Annotated in this window: 16 protein-coding genes; 7 read left to right on the forward strand and 9 right to left on the reverse strand. The window is 53.0% G+C overall.

Annotated features, from left to right (window positions below):
• Window positions 1-29: 29 nt before the first annotated feature.
• Entirely contained in the window at window positions 30-1,841 is a 1,812-nt protein-coding gene (gene edd, locus ABK821_RS11560) for a phosphogluconate dehydratase (RefSeq protein ID WP_343178921.1), read from the reverse strand.
• Between the two features lie 221 nt (window positions 1,842-2,062).
• On the reverse strand, window positions 2,063-3,538 hold the full coding sequence (gene zwf / locus ABK821_RS11565) for a glucose-6-phosphate dehydrogenase (protein ID WP_308562686.1): 1,476 nt from the start codon (window positions 3,536-3,538) through the stop codon (window positions 2,063-2,065).
• A gap of 319 nt (window positions 3,539-3,857) precedes the next feature.
• Here zwf and ABK821_RS11570 point away from each other — a divergent pair, with 319 nt between their 5' ends.
• Both ABK821_RS11570 and pyk read left to right on the forward strand, forming a co-directional pair.
• Window positions 3,858-4,763, forward strand: coding sequence for a MurR/RpiR family transcriptional regulator (locus ABK821_RS11570; protein ID WP_171034890.1), 906 nt, complete (start codon window positions 3,858-3,860; stop codon window positions 4,761-4,763).
• A 125-nt stretch (window positions 4,764-4,888) separates the two neighbouring features.
• Complete coding sequence (gene pyk, locus ABK821_RS11575; protein WP_138361484.1) at window positions 4,889-6,331, forward strand: pyruvate kinase; 1,443 nt, start codon at window positions 4,889-4,891, stop codon at window positions 6,329-6,331.
• A 73-nt stretch (window positions 6,332-6,404) separates the two neighbouring features.
• Here the strand turns inward: pyk and ABK821_RS11580 are convergent, their stop codons facing one another.
• Window positions 6,405-7,739, reverse strand: coding sequence for a 2-hydroxycarboxylate transporter family protein (locus tag ABK821_RS11580; protein ID WP_138361485.1), 1,335 nt, complete (start codon window positions 7,737-7,739; stop codon window positions 6,405-6,407).
• Window positions 7,740-8,163: 424 nt separating this feature from the next.
• Here ABK821_RS11580 and ABK821_RS11585 point away from each other — a divergent pair, with 424 nt between their 5' ends.
• The 3 genes from ABK821_RS11585 (at window position 8,164) to dcuR (ending at window position 11,641) form a co-directional block, all read left to right on the forward strand.
• The gene (locus tag ABK821_RS11585; protein WP_138361486.1) at window positions 8,164-9,111 is read left to right on the forward strand and encodes an AEC family transporter; all 948 of its coding nucleotides are present in this window, start codon (window positions 8,164-8,166) and stop codon (window positions 9,109-9,111) included.
• 66 nt (window positions 9,112-9,177) lie between these two features.
• Window positions 9,178-10,863 (forward strand): NAD-dependent malic enzyme, encoded by a 1,686-nt coding sequence (locus ABK821_RS11590; RefSeq protein ID WP_138361487.1) that lies wholly within the window; start codon window positions 9,178-9,180, stop codon window positions 10,861-10,863.
• A 61-nt stretch (window positions 10,864-10,924) separates the two neighbouring features.
• Window positions 10,925-11,641: a two-component system response regulator DcuR gene (gene dcuR, locus ABK821_RS11595; protein WP_138361488.1), complete on the forward strand. Its 717-nt coding sequence runs from the start codon at window positions 10,925-10,927 to the stop codon at window positions 11,639-11,641.
• A gap of 49 nt (window positions 11,642-11,690) precedes the next feature.
• Here dcuR and lpxM read toward each other — a convergent pair whose 3' ends face one another.
• From lpxM to znuA, 3 genes are all read right to left on the reverse strand, one after another.
• Window positions 11,691-12,665 carry a lauroyl-Kdo(2)-lipid IV(A) myristoyltransferase gene (gene lpxM / locus ABK821_RS11600; protein ID WP_343178922.1) on the reverse strand — a complete coding sequence of 325 codons (975 nt, stop codon included), beginning with the start codon at window positions 12,663-12,665 and terminating at the stop codon, window positions 11,691-11,693.
• Between the two features lie 118 nt (window positions 12,666-12,783).
• On the reverse strand, window positions 12,784-14,106 hold the full coding sequence (gene mepM, locus ABK821_RS11605) for a murein DD-endopeptidase MepM (protein WP_138361490.1): 1,323 nt from the start codon (window positions 14,104-14,106) through the stop codon (window positions 12,784-12,786).
• Between the two features lie 15 nt (window positions 14,107-14,121).
• On the reverse strand, window positions 14,122-15,066 hold the full coding sequence (gene znuA / locus ABK821_RS11610) for a zinc ABC transporter substrate-binding protein ZnuA (protein WP_308562673.1): 945 nt from the start codon (window positions 15,064-15,066) through the stop codon (window positions 14,122-14,124).
• A gap of 78 nt (window positions 15,067-15,144) precedes the next feature.
• On the opposite strand from znuA, the gene znuC reads away from it, so the two are divergent.
• Together znuC and znuB are read left to right on the forward strand one after the other, a co-directional pair.
• Window positions 15,145-15,897 carry a zinc ABC transporter ATP-binding protein ZnuC gene (znuC, locus tag ABK821_RS11615; RefSeq protein ID WP_138361492.1) on the forward strand — a complete coding sequence of 251 codons (753 nt, stop codon included), beginning with the start codon at window positions 15,145-15,147 and terminating at the stop codon, window positions 15,895-15,897.
• Window positions 15,897-16,682: a zinc ABC transporter permease subunit ZnuB gene (gene znuB / locus ABK821_RS11620; RefSeq protein WP_138361493.1), complete on the forward strand. Its 786-nt coding sequence runs from the start codon at window positions 15,897-15,899 to the stop codon at window positions 16,680-16,682. Before znuC ends, znuB begins: the two co-directional genes overlap by 1 nt.
• 47 nt (window positions 16,683-16,729) lie before the next feature.
• Here the strand turns inward: znuB and ruvB are convergent, their stop codons facing one another.
• The 3 genes from ruvB to ruvC all read right to left on the reverse strand — a co-directional run bounded on the left by ruvB (window position 16,730) and on the right by ruvC (window position 18,963).
• Window positions 16,730-17,740 carry a Holliday junction branch migration DNA helicase RuvB gene (gene ruvB / locus ABK821_RS11625; RefSeq protein ID WP_138361494.1) on the reverse strand — a complete coding sequence of 337 codons (1,011 nt, stop codon included), beginning with the start codon at window positions 17,738-17,740 and terminating at the stop codon, window positions 16,730-16,732.
• Between the two features lie 8 nt (window positions 17,741-17,748).
• Window positions 17,749-18,360: a Holliday junction branch migration protein RuvA gene (ruvA, locus tag ABK821_RS11630; protein WP_308562669.1), complete on the reverse strand. Its 612-nt coding sequence runs from the start codon at window positions 18,358-18,360 to the stop codon at window positions 17,749-17,751.
• A gap of 81 nt (window positions 18,361-18,441) precedes the next feature.
• Entirely contained in the window at window positions 18,442-18,963 is a 522-nt protein-coding gene (gene ruvC / locus ABK821_RS11635; RefSeq protein ID WP_138361496.1) for a crossover junction endodeoxyribonuclease RuvC, read from the reverse strand.
• Between the last annotated feature and the right edge of the window lie 148 nt (window positions 18,964-19,111).

Consider the following 19,111-nt stretch of genomic DNA (forward strand, 5'->3'; position numbering starts at 1 on the left):
CTCTCGCCAGATCTACAAATCGAATCATCTTAAAAATTGATGCAGGTTGCGCCCTGTTCTGCTCCGGAGAGTTTCTCACGCAGCGCACCGAACATTTCCCGGCCGGTTCCTACACGCGAACCGCTCAGGTCAGGAATATGCGGCTGGCGCACAGCCAGCTCCGCGTCATCCACCAGCAACATCAGTTCGCCCGTCTGGCCGTTAACGCGAATGATATCGCCATCGCGCACCTTCGCCAGCAGACCACCATCATACGCTTCAGGCGTCACATGGATTGCTGATGGAACTTTGCCTGATGCGCCGGAGAGTCGACCATCGGTCACCAGCGCAATTTTGAAACGGCGGTCCAATAATACACCAAGTGGCGGCATAAGTTTATGTAATTCTGGCATGCCATTCGCTTTTGGTCCCTGATGACGGACCACCACCACGCAATCTTTGTCCAGTAGCCCGGCTTCAAAGGCCGGCAATACATCATGCTGGCTCTCGAAAACTACCGCAGGCGCTTCAATCACCTGGTTTTCAACCGGCACGGCTGAGGTTTTCATCACCGCTCGACCAAGATTACCGCTCAGCACCTTCGTGCCGCCATGGCGAGAAAATGGTTTTTCAAAGGTGGCGATAACCTGATCGTCCAGCGGCGCTGTCGCTCCTTCGCGCCAGTCAAGCTCGCCGTTATTCAGCCACGGCTCCATGGTGTAGCGCGAAAGGCCAAAACCGGCAACGGTATTGACGTCTTCATGCAACAGGCCGCCTTTCAGCAGCTCGCGTACCAATACTGGCACGCCGCCCGCCGCCTGGAAGTGATTGATATCCGCCGGGCCATTCGGGTAGAGACGCGCCAGTAGCGGCACCACGTCAGAGAGGTCAGAGAAATCATCCCAGTTGATAATGATCCCCGCGGCCCGCGCCATGGCGACAAGGTGCATAGTATGATTGGTGGATCCGCCAGTCGCCAGCAACGCGACAATCCCGTTAACGACCACTTTTTCGTCAAACATTTTACCCAGCGGCATCCATTCATTCCCGTTGCCGGTCAGGCGCGTCACCTGACGGGCGGCGGCGGCGGTCAGCGCGTGGCGCAGCGGGGCATCGGGATGCACAAATGATGATCCTGGTAACTGCATCCCCATAAATTCAACCACCATCTGATTGGTATTGGCCGTACCATAAAAGGTACAGGTACCCGGCGCATGGTATGAGGCGGCTTCGGACTCCAGCAGCGCCATGCGATCCACCTTCCCTTCGGCGTAAAGCTGACGAATTCGCACTTTTTCTTTGTTCGCCAGACCGCTGGCCATTGGACCGGATGGAATGAAAATGGATGGCAGATGGCCAAACGACAGCGCCGCCATCGCCAGACCAGGGACAATTTTATCGCAGACCCCAAGATAGAGCGCCCCGTCAAACATATTATGCGACAGGCCAATCGCGGCGGACATGGCAATGACTTCCCGGCTCAGCAGCGACAGTTCCATGCCATCCTGCCCCTGGGTCACGCCATCGCACATCGCCGGGACGCCACCGGCCACCTGGCCGACCGCGTTCGCGGAATGCAGAGCCTGGCGAATAATTTCCGGGTAGTGCTCGTAGGGCTGATGCGCGGACAGCATATCGTTATAAGAGGTGATAATGGCGATGTTATTGCGCAGCATGCTTTTCAACGAGGCTTTATCATCCGCCTGACAGGCGGCGAAACCGTGGGCCAGGTTGCCGCACGCCAGTTGGGCGCGATGGACGGTATCGGTTTTGGCCTGATTAATCCTGTCGAGGTAGGCCTCGCGGGTCGCGCGCGAGCGTTCAATAACACGATTTGTTACCCGTAACATCTCAGAATTCATAACGGCTCCTCAAATTTTATCTGTCCGATCACAGCGCGTTGGGAAGCTTTTTCGCTAATTAAGGCAACAGTGCTGCGGATCAGAGGCAAAATATCTGTGAGCAGTGTAATAAAAAAAGCCCCGAGGGTGAATCCTGCGGGGCTTAAAAGATTAAAAATCATGCGACTTAGTGCGGTAGATCATGTTACCGGTAAAATAACCCCACCAGCGTCGCTTTCCGGTTATTCAAACTCATTCCACGAGCGACCGTCGCGGGTGATCATCGCCACGGAGGCGACAGGTCCCCAGGTGCCAGCCTGGTAAGGCTTCGGCGCATCGCGATCGGCCGCCCAGGCTTCAGTAATGGAGTCAACCCACTTCCACGCCTCTTCCACTTCATCACGACGGACAAACAGCGCCTGAATACCGCGCATGGTCTCCAGCAACAAACGCTCATAGGCATCCGCCAGATGCGTTTGGTTAAAGGTTTCCGAGTAGCTCAGATCCAGCTTGGTGATTTGCAGATTATGCTTGTGATCGAGGCCTGGCACCTTGTTAAGCACCTGAATATCAACCCCTTCATCCGGTTGCAGGCGAATGGTCAGCTTGTTCTGCGGCAGCTCTTGCCAGGTCTCTTTGAACAGGTTCAGTTCCGGCGTTTTGAAGTAAACCACGACTTCAGAACATTTGGTCGGCAGGCGTTTGCCGGTACGCAGGTAGAACGGCACGCCCGCCCAGCGCCAGTTATCAATATCGACGCGAATGGCCACAAACGTCTCGGTATGACTGGATTTGTTCGCCCCCTCCTCTTCGAGGTAACCCGGCACTTTTTTCCCTTGCGCAAACCCGGCGGTATACTGACCGCGCACCGTTTTCTCACGCACGTTAGCGCGATCAATACGGCGAAGGGATTTCAGCACCTTCACTTTTTCATCGCGAATGCTGTCGGCGGATAAGTCTGACGGCGGGGACATCGCAATCATGCACAGAATTTGCAGCAGGTGGTTCTGAATCATGTCACGCATCTGCCCGGCCTGATCGAAGTAGCCCCAGCGTCCTTCAATGCCAACTTCTTCCGCCACCGTAATCTCAACGTGATCGATGGTGCGACAATCCCAGTTATTGATGAACAATGAGTTGGCAAAGCGCAGCGCCAGCAGGTTCAGTACCGTCTCTTTCCCCAGGTAGTGGTCAATACGATAGACCTGGCACTCTTCAAAAAACTCTCCCACCTGATCGTTGATCTCACGAGAGGTTTCCAGCGAGGTCCCCAGCGGTTTTTCCATGACCACACGCGCCGGTTTCGCGTTCAACTTTGCTTCCCCCAGCCCTTTGCAAATCGCGCCAAAAGTACCTGGAGGCATGGCGAAATAGTTAACCGTAACGCGATTTTGCTGATCGAGCATTTTTCCCAGACGACTAAACCCTTTGGTGTCATTCACATCAAGGTTACAAAAATCCAGACGTCCACTCAGGGTCGCCCACAAACCTTCATCAATTTTTTCCTTCATGAAGGTTTCCATCGCTTCACGCACCACGCTGGTATAAGCGTCTTTGTCCCAGTCAGCACGCCCAACCCCGATAATGCGGGTGTCAGGGTGAAGCTGGCCAGCTTTTTCAAGCTGATACAGGGAAGGCAGCAATTTACGACGCGCCAGGTCACCCTTCGCGCCAAAAATGACCAGATCGCATGCCTGGGCCGTTTGCGTTACCGCCATGTCATTCTCCTTAGTTGATAGCCTGATGCTTATGCCGGGCTATATTTGTAATTTTCTTTCACTGCATCGTACTGTGTTTACGAAATTCCCGAAACCCTCAGCGCCGCTTCCCGCGGCAAAATCGCACAATGGGGAAACTACGGCGCAGGACTTCAGGCATATGGCTAATTTTGTTTGTTGTTTCGGCTGATTCTCAGTGAGTAAAATACGACTCTGATCATGTAATGAAAAAAAACAACATATTTTAAGGTCATTCCTCACTGTTTCCGCCGACGGTGGCGTATATTCTTGCTAAAACGCCTGATGATTTCACCCATTAATGAAATCGTTTCCATTAATGAGCACCCAATTAACAATGAATATGCTGGAAAAAATCCAGTCCCGACTGGAAAACCTTAGCAAATCTGAGCGCAAAGTGGCGGAAGTCATTCTTGCGAACCCCACGCAGGCCATTCATTCAAGTATCGCGGCCCTGGCACTGGAGGCCAGCGTCAGCGAACCGACCGTCAACCGGTTTTGTCGCAGTCTGGATACCCGCGGCTTCCCCGATTTCAAACTGCACCTGGCGCAGAGCCTGGCGCACGGCACGCTCTATGTGAATCGCAATGTCGATGAAGACGACAGCGTCGAATCCTATACCGGGAAGATATTTGAGTCCGCCATGGCCAGTTTAGATCAGGTTCACCATTCTCTCGACATGACGGCGATTAATCGCGCCGTTGACCTGCTCACCCAGGCCAAGAAGATCGCTTTTTTTGGTCTGGGGTCTTCCGCCGCCGTCGCACATGATGCGATGAACAAATTTTTCCGCTTTAATGTGCCGGTCATTTACTCCGACGATATTGTCCTGCAGCGCATGAGCTGTATGAATTGTAGTGATAACGATGTGGTGGTGATTATCTCGCACACGGGCAGAACCAAAAGTCTGGTGGAGCTGGCGCAATTGGCCCGCGAAAACGATGCCATGGTCATCGCCCTTACCTCCCCCAATACGCCGCTTTGCCGTGAATCAACCCTGGCGATTACGCTGGATGTTCCGGAGGATACCGACATCTACATGCCAATGGTTTCCCGGCTGGCGCAGTTGACGGTGATCGACGTGCTGGCGACGGGCTTTACCCTGCGCCGGGGCGCAAAATTCAGAGATAACTTGAAGAGGGTCAAGGAAGCGCTTAAGGAATCGCGCTTTGATAAAGAACTCAGTGTACACAGCAATGACCAATAAAAGCAGAAACAACGCAGTATCCTATTACACCGTCGGTAATGTTCAGGTATAGCGGCTTTGCTCGCTGGCGTTACCGAATCCATGTTCACGCAACACCAAAGTTGTTTTAGTCAACGGAGTATTACATGTCCAGAAGGCTTCGCAGAACCAAAATCGTCACCACTTTAGGTCCGGCTACCGATCGCGATAACAACCTGGAAAAGGTTATCGCCGCTGGCGCTAACGTGGTACGTATGAACTTCTCTCACGGAACCGCGGAAGATCACCAGATCCGTGCGGATAAGGTCCGTGAGATTGCGGCAAAACTGGGTCGTCATGTTGCGATTCTCGGTGACCTGCAGGGACCGAAAATTCGCGTATCCACCTTCAAAGAAGGCAAAATTTTCCTCAACGTCGGCGACAAATTCCTGCTCGATGCTAACCTGGGTAAGGGTGAAGGCGATAAAGAGAGAGTGGGCATCGATTATAAAGGACTGCCGGGTGACGTGGTGCCAGGCGATATTCTGCTGCTTGACGACGGTCGCGTACAGTTGAAAGTGCTGGAAGTCCAGGGCATGAAAGTGTTCACCGAAGTTACCGTTGGCGGGCCCTTGTCCAACAATAAGGGGATCAACAAACTGGGCGGCGGTCTCTCCGCCGAAGCGCTGACGGAAAAAGATAAAGCCGACATCATCACGGCCGCAAAAATCGGCGTCGATTACCTGGCTGTTTCCTTCCCACGCTGCGGTGAAGACCTGAATTATGCCCGTCGTCTGGCCCGCGATGCAGGCTGTGATGCAAAAATTGTCGCGAAAGTCGAACGCGCGGAGGCCGTGTGCGATCAGGATGCGATGGATGATGTGATTCTGGCATCCGACGTCGTCATGGTAGCCCGGGGCGACCTCGGCGTAGAAATTGGCGACCCGGAACTGGTCGGTATTCAGAAAACGTTAATCCGCCGCGCTCGTCAACTGAACCGTTCAGTCATTACCGCGACGCAAATGATGGAATCCATGATCACCAACCCGATGCCAACCCGCGCGGAAGTTATGGACGTGGCAAACGCCGTGCTGGATGGCACAGACGCGGTGATGCTTTCCGCGGAAACCGCCGCGGGGCAATATCCATCAGAAACCGTTGCGGCAATGGCCCGTGTCTGCCTTGGGGCAGAAAAAATCCCCAGCCTTAACGTTTCCAAACACCGCCTGGACATTCAGTTCGACAATGTCGAAGAAGCGATTGCCATGTCAGCGATGTACGCGGCTAACCATCTGAAAGGCGTCACCGCTATCATCACTATGACCGAATCAGGCCGTACCGCGCTGATGACATCACGCATCAGTTCCGGTCTGCCAATTTTCGCGCTGTCTCGCCATGAGCGCACGCTGAACCTGACGGCGCTCTACCGCGGCGTGACGCCGGTTTATTTCGATAGCGCAAATGACGGCGTAGCCGCAGCCCATGATGCGGTAAACCTGCTGCGTGATAAAGGCTATCTGGTTACTGGCGATCTGGTCATCGTGACCCAGGGCGATGTCATGAGCACTATCGGCAGCACCAACACCACGCGTATTCTGACCGTCGAGTAAACGTTGCGGTTATCACGTTCCTCACCTGCCCGCGTCACCGCTGGCAGGTGTTTTTTTGCCTGTCCGCATTAATCTATACAAGCCAGCTCAACAAAATCGTCGCGGTAATGACCGTTGACGCACCGCCGATACGGGTTGCAATCTGAGCAAAAGGCATCAACCCCATCCTGTTTGATGCCGACAGGATAGCCACATCACCGGTCCCGCCCAGCCCGCTATGGCAACAGGTCACAATGGCGGCTTCAACCGGGTACATATTCAGCCAGGAAGCGATAAAAAAGCCGCTTAACGCCATCGCCATCACGACAGAACCGCAAACCACGACATAACCAACGGAGAAAACGGCCACCACGCTTTCCAGCGGAACATACAGCATCCCGAGACCTATCATTAGCGGCCAGACCAGCGCGGCAGAGACAAATTTGTAGCAGCTGTGTGCCCCCGACTCCATCGACGCCGGGATAACTTTGGTGTATTTACAGAATACCGCAGCCAGAATCATCAGCACCGGTCCGGGTATATGCACCACTTTCTCCAACAGGCCGCCAACGATGAAAAACGCGCAAATCATTAACAGCCCGGCGCCCATCCGCTGGAAGTCGGTAGGCTGCGTACTCTGGTTCTGCGCAAAGACGCTGTTGTCTTCGGGGCTACGAATCAGCATGCCGTTTCCGGAAAGCGAAGGACGACGAATGCCCATACGCGCCAGAAACCCTGCGCAGATAATAGCAAAGATATTGCCCACCACGGCCGCCGGAGCCAGTTGCGCGACATAAACATCTGGCGTTTGTCCAAGAATCGCTGAATAGGCCAGCGACAGCGGCAAGATCCCCTCACCGATACCGCCGCCGATGATCGGCACGATGATAAAGAAGAAAGAGTGGTAGATGCTGTAGCCGAACAAGCGCCCCACCAGCAGTCCGGTTAGAATAGCCGCTCCGGTCCCCACCATCAGCGGCACGAACATGCGTACCATCCCCTGAATCAAAATGGTTCTGTTCATACCCAGAATACTGCCGACCACCAGACAGGCGATGACGAAATAGAGCAGGTTGGCTTCTTTCATCAGCAAATGCACGGTCTCAAGGGTATGCGCCTCAAACATACCGAAATAGACTAATACGGAGGGTGTCATCAGGCACAAAATAGCCGGGCCGCCAACATCTTTGAGCACCGGTACCATCCGGCCCAGGGTAGCCAGTGCGAACCCTAACGTCATAATCACCGCCAGGCCACCGATCATGTTCTTCGGCAGCAAGCCTGCGGTTGCGGAGAGCGTGACAATGGCCGCGATACCGATAAATAGTGTTAACGGAACGGTGCCGACTTCAATATTTGATAAAAAGCGTACTGCTTTCTGCTTCGGCTGTGTTTTATCCATTGGTTGGTTGAATGTATTATTTTCCATATTGTCACCTGAATTATAATGAAGTCACATAAGCGTAAGATACCGACGCAATATTAAAACTGCGCAATAATTAAAGAAAAGAATAAGAAACACAATGTAAATCAAACACGCAAAAACGTTAGCACAATCATTTCAAATTAAACACAGCTCATTGTATTTTTAATACCCACTTTGTGACCTGGTTATAAAACTCACATTAAGTAATTTAATTTATTTTTACGTAGCTAAAGTCACTGCTCAGGAAATATATTAATATCATAAATATAACCCGGCAATTTGATCAAGCCTACTCTATTTGTAATTAAAGTATTTAATGTGAAATTATTTAAACCATGATAATTGTGATGATAATCACCTTTTACATATTATCGCCCCGTTAGATTAAAAAACACAACGAACCCGATAATATACGTCAGGACATTCTATGCCTTCATTGCTATTGCAATCCCTTTTTCCATTGGTATTTATCATGCTACTCGGATGGCTGAGTGGCAAACTTGGCTATACCCGTCGCGAGGATGCATCGGTGCTGGCCACCGTGGTAATTCGCTTTGCTCTCCCCTTTCATCTTTTTATTGGCGCATTAAATACTCATCCCGATAAAATTAAAAACTTCACTTTTATGGCGGTATTAGTCATTGGCCTTATGGGGTCATATTTCCTCACGCTACTGATCTCCCGCTATGTTTTCCGTCATGATATTAAAACCAGCGCAATTCAATCCCTGGTATGCGCTTTCCCCGATATGGCCTATTTTGGCGCCCCTGTTCTCGCTGTACTGGTTGGCCCTGAGGGGTTTCTTGGGGTGCTTATCGGTAACCTGGTCACCAGCATATTTATGATCCCCCTGACCATCATTCTGATTCGGATGGGAGACAAACACAGCCTCGCTGATGAGGAACAGCTCAATGCCGGGCAGCTTATTCTACAAAATCTGTTCAACGCTATCCGTAACCCTATTGTCTGGATCCCAATTACCGGGGTACTGCTCAGTCTTGCGGGCGTACAGTTGCCGCATATGCTTAGTATGCCCATTGAGATGGTGGGAAAAATCGCCGGCGGGCTCTCACTGTTCGCTCTTGGACTGTTATTTTACGGTGAGCGTCCTGCAGTCAATATTCAAACCTGTACCAATATCAGTATTAAAAATCTGATTCAACCGGCGATGATGGCTATAGCCGGCCTGGCTTTCGGTCTAAGCCATAGTCTGATGCAGCAGGTCATTATCATCGGCGCGACGCCTTCCGCCATTGCCGCAGGCATGTTCGCACTCCGCAGCGACACGTATATTGAACCCGCCTCATCCTCCATTTTGCTGGGCACTGCGATCGGCGTCGTCACCGAAGGAATCATGATTTATTTAATTTCCTAATCACTGAAACAAAAATATTCCCCAGAAGCTAAATAATCATTTGAAATGATATTCAGGAGTCGTGAAATGCTAGTCAAAGAAACCTTATATACGCCCTATAACGGTGCTGTTCTGCTGGAAAATCCGTTATTGAATAAAGGTCTCGCTTTTACCGAAGGTGAACGAACAGCGTTCAACCTTCAGGGATTACTCCCCCATAACGTTGAAACCATTGAAGAACAAACAGAACGCGCATGGAAACAATTTTGCCAGTTTAAGCACGATATTGCTCGCCATATCTATCTCAGAAACATCCAGGATACTAACGAAACACTATTCTATAATTTGTTACGTACCCATATGAAAGAAACGCTACCGATCATTTATACCCCGACGGTCGGTGAAGCATGCGAACATTTTTCGGAAATTTACCGCCGGGGTCGCGGTTTGTTTATTTCATGGCCGAACCGTCACAATATTGACGAAATGCTTCAGGGGTTCTCCCGCAATGATATTAACGTCATCGTTGTGACCGACGGCGAACGAATCCTTGGTCTTGGCGACCAGGGTATCGGCGGAATGGGGATCCCGATTGGCAAACTCTCTTTGTATACGGCTTGCGGTGGTATTCATCCGGCCTCAACGCTCCCTATCATGCTTGATGTAGGAACCAACAATACCCAGCATCTCGAAGATCCGCTGTATATGGGCTGGCGTCATCCGCGCATTAGTGACGAACAGTATCTTGAATTTATGGATATGTTTATTTACGCCATTAAGCAACGCTGGCCAAATGTCTTGTTACAGTTCGAAGATTTCGCGCAAAAAAATGCGACCCGCTTACTTAATCGCTATCGTAACCAGCTTTGCTGTTTCAACGATGACATTCAGGGTACCGCTGCCGTCACGTCAGGTACGCTGATCGCTGCGGCCACGGCGGCCGGTACACGCATTCGCGACCAGAGAGTGGTTTTTCTCGGCAGTGGCTCCGCCGGATGCGGCATCGCCGAAAAAATCATTGCGCTGATGGTTGATGACGGGCTGTCAGAACCTGAAGCGCGCAACCGCATTTTCATGGTCGATCGTTTTGGTCTGCTCACTGATGAGATGCCCAATTTACTGGACTTTCAGCAAGATCATGTCACGTCACGGGAAAATATCAGCCACTGGGATAGCGATGCCGCTCATCTCTCGTTGATGGACGTGGTACGTAACGCCCACCCAACGGTACTGATTGGCGTATCAGGCCAGCCGGGACTGTTTAGTGAAGAGATTATTAAAGAGATGTATCGGCACTGCCCGCGCCCCATTATTATGCCGCTCTCTAACCCGACCTCCCGCGCCGAAGCCCAGCCTAAGGATTTACTGGAATGGACCGAGGGGAGCGCGCTAATCGCCACCGGTAGCCCGTTTGAGCCGGTTTTTTATGACGGCAAGAGTTATGAAATTGCCCAGTGTAACAATGCTTATATTTTCCCCGGTCTGGGATTAGGTATTCTGGCCAGTAAAGCGGAACGTGTTAGCAATGCCATGCTGAGCGCCTGCAGTAAAACTCTGGCCGCCTGTTCACCTTTAGCCACCGGAGAAACAGGCAGCTTACTGCCTCCGGTAGAGGAGATTGAGATGATTTCCCGGGCCATTGCCACCGCGGTTGCGCACATCGCGATGCAGGAAGGCCTCGCCCCCATGCTAAGCGAGGAGCAACTTGCTGAGAATATCGATAAAACCTTCTGGCACGCCCGTTATACCTCATATAAACGATCGCCATTCTGACAGGCGTTCCAGCGTCAATAGTGCGGGAAGTCCGGCTTCCCGCCAGGTCGAGAAACGTTGCATGATCAATGTATTGATTGTCGATGATGATTCAATGGTGGCTGAACTGAACCGCCTGTTTATCAGTCGCGTCACCGATTTTCACTGCTGCGGCATTGCCCGGTCGGTTCACGAAGCGCAAGCGCTACTCCGCCATTTATCGCAGATCGATCTGGTATTGCTGGATGTCTATATGCAGCACGAGAACGGGCTGGACTTATTGCCCGTTCTGCGCCAGAACTCGCTAAACATTGATGTCATCATGATTACCTCCGCTGCCGATGCATTAACGGTGAATACCGCCCTGCGTTACGGAGTGGTCGATTATCTGATTAAACCATTCCAGTTTCCACGTCTGGAAGAAGCGCTGTTATCATGGCGCAAAAAACGCGACTTAAAGCGTGGAAAACCCTGCTACGTTCAAGCGGATATTGATCGCCTGCTGCGCGGTGGGGTCCGGTATCAGGACAGCGCCCGCCGTTTACCGAAAGGGCTCACGCCGCAAACGCTTCGTCTGGTGTGTCAATGGATTGATGCCCATCAGGAGAGTAATTTTTCAACCAACGAACTGGCTGCGGCGTTACAAATATCGCGGGTTTCGTGCCGAAAATATCTCATTTGGCTGGAGCAGATAAACATTCTCTACGTCAGCAATCACTACGGCCTGACCGGCCGCCCGGAGTATCGCTACCAACTGGTCGCCGAACATCTGACGTTGCTCAAACACTATAGCCAATGAACCGGATGACCCATTGGCCAGCGTATGCAATCCTGACCGTCTGCCCGAACTACTTCTTTTTCGGATACAGTTCATTACGCTTGTACGGCTCCATTTCTCCGGGCTTACGGGTTTTCAACAACTTGAGGATCCAGGTGTACTGCTCGGTATGCGGCTTAACAAAAATCTCCACCTCTTCATTCATTCGCCGGGCGATGGTGTTATCGTCAGCGTCCAGCAAATCATCCATCGGCGGACGCACCAGCACCGTCAGACGATGCGTTTTGCCATCATAGACCGGAAACAATGGCACAACACGGGCGCGACACACTTTCATTAAACGACCAATCGCTGGTAACGTCGCTTTATAGGTAGCAAAAAAATCAACAAATTCGCTGTGCTCTGCGCCATGATCCTGATCCGGCAGATAGTAGCCCCAGTACCCCTGACGCACCGACTGAATAAACGGTTTAATGCCATCGTTACGCGCATGCATTCGCCCGCCAAAACGACGCCGCACGGTATTCCAGACATAATCAAATACCGGATTGCCCTGATTATGGAACATCGCCGCCATTTTTTGCCCGCCGGCAGCCATTAGCATCGCCGGAATATCCACGCCCCAGGCATGGGGAACCAGAAAGATCACCTTCTCGTTATTCCGCTGCATTTCATCAATGATCTCTTTACCCTGCCAGTCGACGCGGGAAAGAATGCGCTGCGGATCGCGCAGGCCAAGTTCCGCCATCATTACCATTGCCTGCGGCGCGGAGGCATACATTTCATCAATAATTTGTTCACGCTCCTGCTCGCTCTTTTCCGGGAAACAGTACAGCAGGTTAATCTGCGCACGACGGCGCGAACTCTTTGCTAACCTGCCAACAAAACGCCCCAGTTTGCCGAGGATCGGATCGCGGAAAGAGGCGGGCGTCAGGGCAATACCGGCAAACGCCAAAACGCCTGACCATGCTCCCCAGTAACGCGGCAGTAAAAAGGATTTTTCAAATTTTGGAATAAACTCACTATTATTTTTTTTCGTTTCCATGCCCAATCCGCGAAAGTTTCGCTCAGTATAAATAATGGGGTTAGTTTAACGATACGTTGGATAACGCACAAAAGAAAAAGCCGGTGCGCTCATGGCACCGGCCTTAACTGGCGGGAGATTAGTCAAAACGCAGTTGCGGCATCACTTGTTTTACCTGCGCCAGGTAATCGGTCCGCTCAGCGCCGCTAAGCCCTTCGGTACGCGGCAGCTTCACCGTCAGCGGATTCACCGCCTGCTGGTTAACCCAGACCTCATAATGCAGATGCGGGCCCGTAGAACGCCCCGTGTTGCCCGACAGCGCGATGCGATCGCCGCGTTTCACCTTCTGCCCCGGCTTCACCAACAGTTTACGCAGGTGCATATAGCGGGTGGTATAGGTGCGCCCATGACGGATGGCAATGTAATAACCTGCCGCACCGCTACGTTTGGCCACCACCACTTCGCCATCCCCCACCGACAGCACCGGCGTCCCCTGCGGCATCGCAAAATCGACGCCACGATGCGGGGCAATGCGCCCGGTGACCGGATTCAGCCGACGCGGGTTAAAGTTGGACGACACGCGGAACTGGCGCGCGGTGGGGAAGCGCAGAAAACCCTTCGCCAGGCCGTTACCGTTGCGGTCATAGAATTTGCCATCCTCAGCGCGGATCGCATAGTAGTCTTTCCCGCCTGAGCGCAGGCGCACGCCAAGCAGCTGGCTTTGCTCGCGTTTACCGTCCAGCATCTCACGCGATAACAGTGCGGAAAACTCATCGCCTTTTTTCAGCTTACGGAAGTCCATCTGCCACTGCATGGCTTTGATCACCGCGCTGATTTCAGTGCTGGTCAGGCCCGCATCGCGCGCGCTGGCGATAAAGCTGCCGCCAACGGTCCCTTTCAGCACGCTGTTGACCCAATCGCCTTTTTGCAGCTCGCTGCTCATTTTGAAACCATTGGCAACCCGGTTATAAGTCCGGGTTTCACGGCGCGACATCTCCCAGGTCAGACTTTGCAAATCGCCATCCGCCGTCAGAGTCCATGAAAGCTGTTGACCTATTTTCAGGTTACGCAGATCTTTATCCACCGAGGAGAGTTGCGCAATATCCCCCATATCAATACCGTATTGATTAAGGATGCTGCTGAGCGTATCCCCGGCCGACACGACATACTCATGACCGCCGGAATCGGTATCCGCTTTATCATCCAGCTCATCCTGCGGGATGCTTTCCTCTTCCTGAGGCGCCTGATCGATAGGCTCAGAGGCTTCCGGCAGCAGAGAACGAATGTCGCTTTGCTCCAGTTCAATTGTTTTGCTGATGGGGGCCGAATCGGGATGGTGGTAGATGTAGGGTCGCCAGACAGCGACCGCTAAAGTTAGAACGCTAAGCGACCCCAGCATAACGCGGTGAGGTCGTGGCAGATTATTAAATGCCTGAGTGACAGCGCGGGCTATCTGTTGCACGTATTCACTTCCTCGTTAATCTCCTTTCAGGCAACTTGAATACTGATTCGCCATCTGGCTCAGAAACTGCGGATAACTCTCTTTACCCAGCTTAATTCCGATACCCAGTGGATCCAGGGTTCCCATGCGCACGGATGTCCCCCTGGCAACAGCTTCTATAACCGCTGGCCTGAACTGTGGCTCAGCAAAAACGCAAGTTGCTTTTTGCTCAACCAGCTGTGTTCTGATTTCGTGTAAACGCTGTGCACCAGGCTGGATTTCAGGGTTGACAGTAAAGTGACCCAATGAGGTCAAACCGTAATGCTTTTCAAAGTAGCCGTAGGCGTCATGAAAAACGAAATATCCCTTCCCTTTCAGTGGTGCCAGCCCGGTAGTAACCTGTTTGTCGGTAGCGGCTAATTTTGCCTCAAAATCCTTCAGGTTGGCGTTAAGTTTGTCTCGACTCTGCGGCATAAGTTCCAATAATTTATCGTGGATTGCAACCGCGGTAAGCCGCGCTATCTCTGGGGAAAGCCATAAATGCATGTTATAGATACCATGATGGTGATCATCGTCACTGTTTTCCCCCGCGCCATGATCGTGACCATGATGATCGTCGTCGTCATCGTCCCCTTTCATGAGTAACGGTTTCACGCTCCCCAGCTCGGCAATCGTCACTTTTTTATTGGGTGCAATGCCTTGCGTTGACTTGTCCATAAAGGCTTCCATCTCTGGGCCGATCCAGACCACTAAGTCTGCGTTCTGTAAGCGTTTTGCATCTGATGGACGCAGTGAATAATCATGTGCTGATGCCCCATCAGGCAGCAAAACTTGGGTATCCGTTACCCCATCTGTAATAGCTGAAGCGATAAACCCCAGAGGTTTGAGCGAGGCGACCACCGCGGCGTTTGCCGACGGCATTGTTGCGAATACAAAAGCGGCGCTAAGTCCAGCGCAAAGAAGCGTATTTTTATGTAACATAATGCGTCTAATCATCGTAATGAATGTGAAAGATGTGATATTATAACATTCACTAGCTTGTGCAACCCCTAATTTGATATGACAAATCTTGTAACACTGGAAAACGTCGCGGTGGTCTATGGCCAAAGGCGCGTGCTGTCTGACATTTCGCTCACACTAAAGCCAGGCAAAATTTTAACCCTGCTGGGCCCGAATGGCGCCGGTAAATCGACCCTTGTACGGGTCGTGCTTGGGCTGGTAGCACCAACCGAAGGTATTATCAAACGCGAGGGGCGCCTGCGTATCGGCTATGTCCCGCAAAAACTGCATCTTGACGCCACGATGCCGCTGACCGTCAGCCGCTTTATGCGCCTGCGTCCCGGTACTCACAAACGGGATATTCTGCCCGCGCTGAAACGCGTACAGGCAGGACACCTGATTGACGCCCCCATGCAAAAGCTTTCCGGTGGAGAAACCCAGCGCGTATTGCTGGCGCGCGCTTTGCTCAATCAACCACAGTTACTGGTGCTCGATGAGCCGACCCAGGGTGTTGATGTTAACGGCCAGGTGGCGCTGTACGGCCTCATTAATCAGCTACGCCAGGAACTGGATTGCGCGGTGCTGATGGTTTCCCATGACCTGCACCTGGTCATGGCGAAAACGGATGAAGTGCTGTGTCTGAACCAACATATCTGCTGTTCCGGCACGCCGGAAGTGGTCTCCATGCATCCGGAATTTATCTCTATGTTCGGCCAGCGCGGCGCGGAACAACTGGGGATTTATCGCCATCATCATAATCACCGCCACGACCTGCAGGGGCGGATTGTATTGCGTCGGGGAAATGACCGTTAATGATTGAATTACTCCTTCCAGGCTGGTTAGCCGGGATGATGCTCGCCTGCGCGGCTGGCCCGCTGGGTTCGTTTGTCGTCTGGCGTCGCATGTCCTATTTCGGCGATACCCTGGCTCACGCCTCGCTGCTCGGCGTCGCTTTTGGTTTGCTGCTGAACGTCAATCCTTTTTATGCTGTTATCGTCGTAACTCTGCTGCTGGCCGGCGGGCTGGTATGGCTGGAAAAGCGTCCCCATCTGGCGGTCGATACATTGCTCGGCATCATGGCACATAGCGCCCTGTCCCTGGGTCTGGTGGTGGTCAGCCTGATGTCAAACGTGCGCGTCGATCTGATGGCCTATCTGTTTGGCGACCTGCTGGCCGTCACGCCGGCAGATTTGGTTTCAATCACTATTGGCGTGGTGACGGTGCTGGCAATTCTGTTCTGGCAATGGCGCAATTTGCTGTCAATGACTATCAGCCCGGATCTGGCCTTTGTTGATGGCGTGAAGCTACAACGGGTGAAACTGCTATTGATGCTGGTCACTGCGCTGACAATCGGCGTCGCGATGAAATTTGTCGGGGCGCTGATTATCACGTCGCTGCTAATTATTCCCGCCGCGACGGCTCGCCGTTTCGCCCGCACGCCGGAGCAAATGGCGGGTGTGGCGGTTGGCGTGGGGATGATTGCGGTAACCGGCGGCCTGACCTTCTCGGCGTTCTACGACACGCCAGCGGGCCCTTCGGTGGTACTGTGCGCCGCGCTGCTGTTTATACTCAGTATGAGCAAGAAAGCGGCAGCCTGACTGGCTGCCATGACGACGCCCTGTCCGGGCCATCGCCCGGCAGGCAATTACGGCATTTCCGGTGGCGAGATGCCGAAATGAGTCCAGGCTCTCGCCGTCGCCATCCGCCCGCGCGGCGTACGCTGCAAAAAACCCTGCTGGATGAGATACGGCTCCAGCACATCTTCAATGGTTTCCCGCTCTTCGCCGATTGCTGCCGCGAGGTTATCCAGCCCTACCGGCCCGCCGAAGAATTTATCGATGACGGCCAACAGCAGTTTACGATCCATATAATCGAAACCTTCCGCATCCACGTTGAGCATATCCAGCGCCTGAGCGGCAATATCTTCCGAGATACGCCCATCATAGCGAACTTCGGCAAAATCCCGCACCCTACGTAGCAGACGGTTTGCGATTCGCGGCGTCCCTCGCGAGCGGCGCGCAACTTCCAGCGCCCCCGCTTCGCTCATCTCCAGCCCCATATAACGGGCGCTGCGGCTGACAATATGCTGCAGATCAGGGATCTGGTAAAATTCAAGGCGCTGCACAATGCCGAAGCGATCGCGCAGCGGCGACGTCAGCGAGCCTGCGCGAGTGGTGGCGCCAATCAGGGTAAACGGCGGCAGGTCGATTTTTATCGAACGCGCCGCCGGCCCTTCGCCGATCATAATATCCAGTTGGTAATCTTCCATTGCCGGATACAGCACTTCTTCGACTACCGGTGAAAGGCGGTGGATCTCATCGATAAACAGCACATCGTGCGGTTCAAGGTTGGTTAACATCGCGGCCAGATCGCCCGCCTTTTCCAGCACCGGGCCAGAGGTGGTACGCAGGTTGACGCCCATTTCATTGGCGACAATGTTCGCCAGCGTCGTTTTCCCCAGCCCCGGAGGACCAAAAATCAGCAAATGATCAAGCGCATCGCCACGCAGCTTCGCCGCCTGGATAAAGATCTCCATTTGCGAACGAACGTGTGGCTGGCCCACGTACTCTTCCAGCAATTTGGGACGGATGGCGCGGTCAGCCGCCTCTTCATACCCGGTGCTGTCCGCCGATACCAGCCTGTCTGCTTCAATCATCCCTTACCTCACAACGCGGCGCGGAGCGCTTCGCGAATTAGCGTTTCACTGTTGGCATCCGGGCGCGCAATTTTACTGACCATCCGGCTGGCCTCCTGTGGTTTATAGCCCAGCGCCACCAGCGCCGCAACCGCTTCCTGTTCCGCATCATCATCTGTCGGCCCGGCAGGCGATGTCAGTACCAGATCAACGGCCGGGGTGAACAGATCGCCGTGTAACCCTTTAAAACGATCCTTCATTTCGACAATCAAGCGTTCTGCGGTTTTCTTACCGATCCCCGGTAATTTTACCAGCGCCGCCAGTTCTTCCCGTTCAACGGCGTTGACGAATTGTTGCGCTGACATCCCCGAGAGGATCGCCAGCGCCAGTTTCGGACCAACGCCGTTGGTCTTAATCAGCTCTTTAAACAGCGTCCTCTCCTGTTTGTTATTGAAACCGAACAGCTGTTGAGCATCTTCACGAACGATAAAGTGGGTAAAAATTATCGCTTCTTTGCCCACATCCGGCAGCTCATAGAAGCAAGTCATCGGCATATGAACTTCATAGCCTACACCGCCGGTTTCAAGTAAAACCAGCGGGGGTTGTTTTTCGAGAATAATGCCTCTGAGTCTGCCTATCACATGGAGCTCCTGAATGAAGAACTGAAAGTCTAATGCGGTATCATAAAAAAAGGCTGGATAGATATCCAGCCTGATTTGACGTTATCGTAGCCGCCCGCGAGCAAGGATCAAGCTGCTTTCGCTGACCTGCGTCGCATTCTGGCTAACGTGGCAGTGGGTGATGGCAATCGCCAACGCGTCTGCCGCATCCGCCTGCGGGTTTGCCGGCAGCTTAAGCAATCTCCGCACCATATGCTGCACCTGGCTTTTTTCCGCGCTGCCAATGCCGACAACGGTCTGCTTCACCTGCCTGGCCGCGTATTCAAACACCGGCAGCCCCTGATTGGTCGCGGCGACAATCGCCACGCCGCGAGCCTGCCCGAGCTTCAGTGCAGAATCGGCGTTCTTCGCCATAAACACTTGTTCGATGGCGAAATAGTCAGGCCGGAACTGAGTGATAATTTCCGTCACACCCGCGTAGATAAGCTTCAGGCGCGACGGTAAATCATCGACTTTCGTGCGAATACAGCCGCTGCCCAGATAGCTTAACTGCCGTCCCACCTGGCGGATAACGCCGTAGCCCGTGACGCGCGACCCCGGGTCAATACCGAGAATAATGGTCATCACGCGCCTCCGGTCATAACTAACCCGTGAGACCCTAAAGATTTCAGTTCACAGCCAGGCGGCCACGCAGCGCATCCCCGGGAGCGTAGATTCACTACGTGACCGGGGTAAGCGAGGAGAGCCAACACCGCAGTGGGCTGAAAGATTA

The organism is Klebsiella sp. KE9456, from assembly GCF_043832615.1.
Taxonomy (GTDB): domain Bacteria; phylum Pseudomonadota; class Gammaproteobacteria; order Enterobacterales; family Enterobacteriaceae; genus Klebsiella; species Klebsiella indica.

Excerpts from the sequence above, each read along its gene's own strand:
- edd (WP_343178921.1), bottom strand. The coding sequence starts at position 1,841 with ATGAATTCTGAGATGTTACGGGTAACAAATCGTGTTATTGAACGCTCG.
- zwf (WP_308562686.1), bottom strand. The coding sequence starts at position 3,538 with ATGGCGGTAACGCAAACGGCCCAGGCATGCGATCTGGTCATTTTTGGC.
- ABK821_RS11570 (WP_171034890.1), top strand. The coding sequence starts at position 3,858 with ATGAAATCGTTTCCATTAATGAGCACCCAATTAACAATGAATATGCTG.
- pyk (WP_138361484.1), top strand. The coding sequence starts at position 4,889 with ATGTCCAGAAGGCTTCGCAGAACCAAAATCGTCACCACTTTAGGTCCG.
- ABK821_RS11580 (WP_138361485.1), bottom strand. The coding sequence starts at position 7,739 with ATGGAAAATAATACATTCAACCAACCAATGGATAAAACACAGCCGAAG.
- ABK821_RS11585 (WP_138361486.1), top strand. The coding sequence starts at position 8,164 with ATGCCTTCATTGCTATTGCAATCCCTTTTTCCATTGGTATTTATCATG.
- ABK821_RS11590 (WP_138361487.1), top strand. The coding sequence starts at position 9,178 with ATGCTAGTCAAAGAAACCTTATATACGCCCTATAACGGTGCTGTTCTG.
- dcuR (WP_138361488.1), top strand. The coding sequence starts at position 10,925 with ATGATCAATGTATTGATTGTCGATGATGATTCAATGGTGGCTGAACTG.
- lpxM (WP_343178922.1), bottom strand. The coding sequence starts at position 12,665 with ATGGAAACGAAAAAAAATAATAGTGAGTTTATTCCAAAATTTGAAAAA.
- znuA (WP_308562673.1), bottom strand. The coding sequence starts at position 15,066 with ATGTTACATAAAAATACGCTTCTTTGCGCTGGACTTAGCGCCGCTTTT.
- znuC (WP_138361492.1), top strand. The coding sequence starts at position 15,145 with ATGACAAATCTTGTAACACTGGAAAACGTCGCGGTGGTCTATGGCCAA.
- znuB (WP_138361493.1), top strand. The coding sequence starts at position 15,897 with ATGATTGAATTACTCCTTCCAGGCTGGTTAGCCGGGATGATGCTCGCC.
- ruvB (WP_138361494.1), bottom strand. The coding sequence starts at position 17,740 with ATGATTGAAGCAGACAGGCTGGTATCGGCGGACAGCACCGGGTATGAA.
- ruvC (WP_138361496.1), bottom strand. The coding sequence starts at position 18,963 with ATGACCATTATTCTCGGTATTGACCCGGGGTCGCGCGTCACGGGCTAC.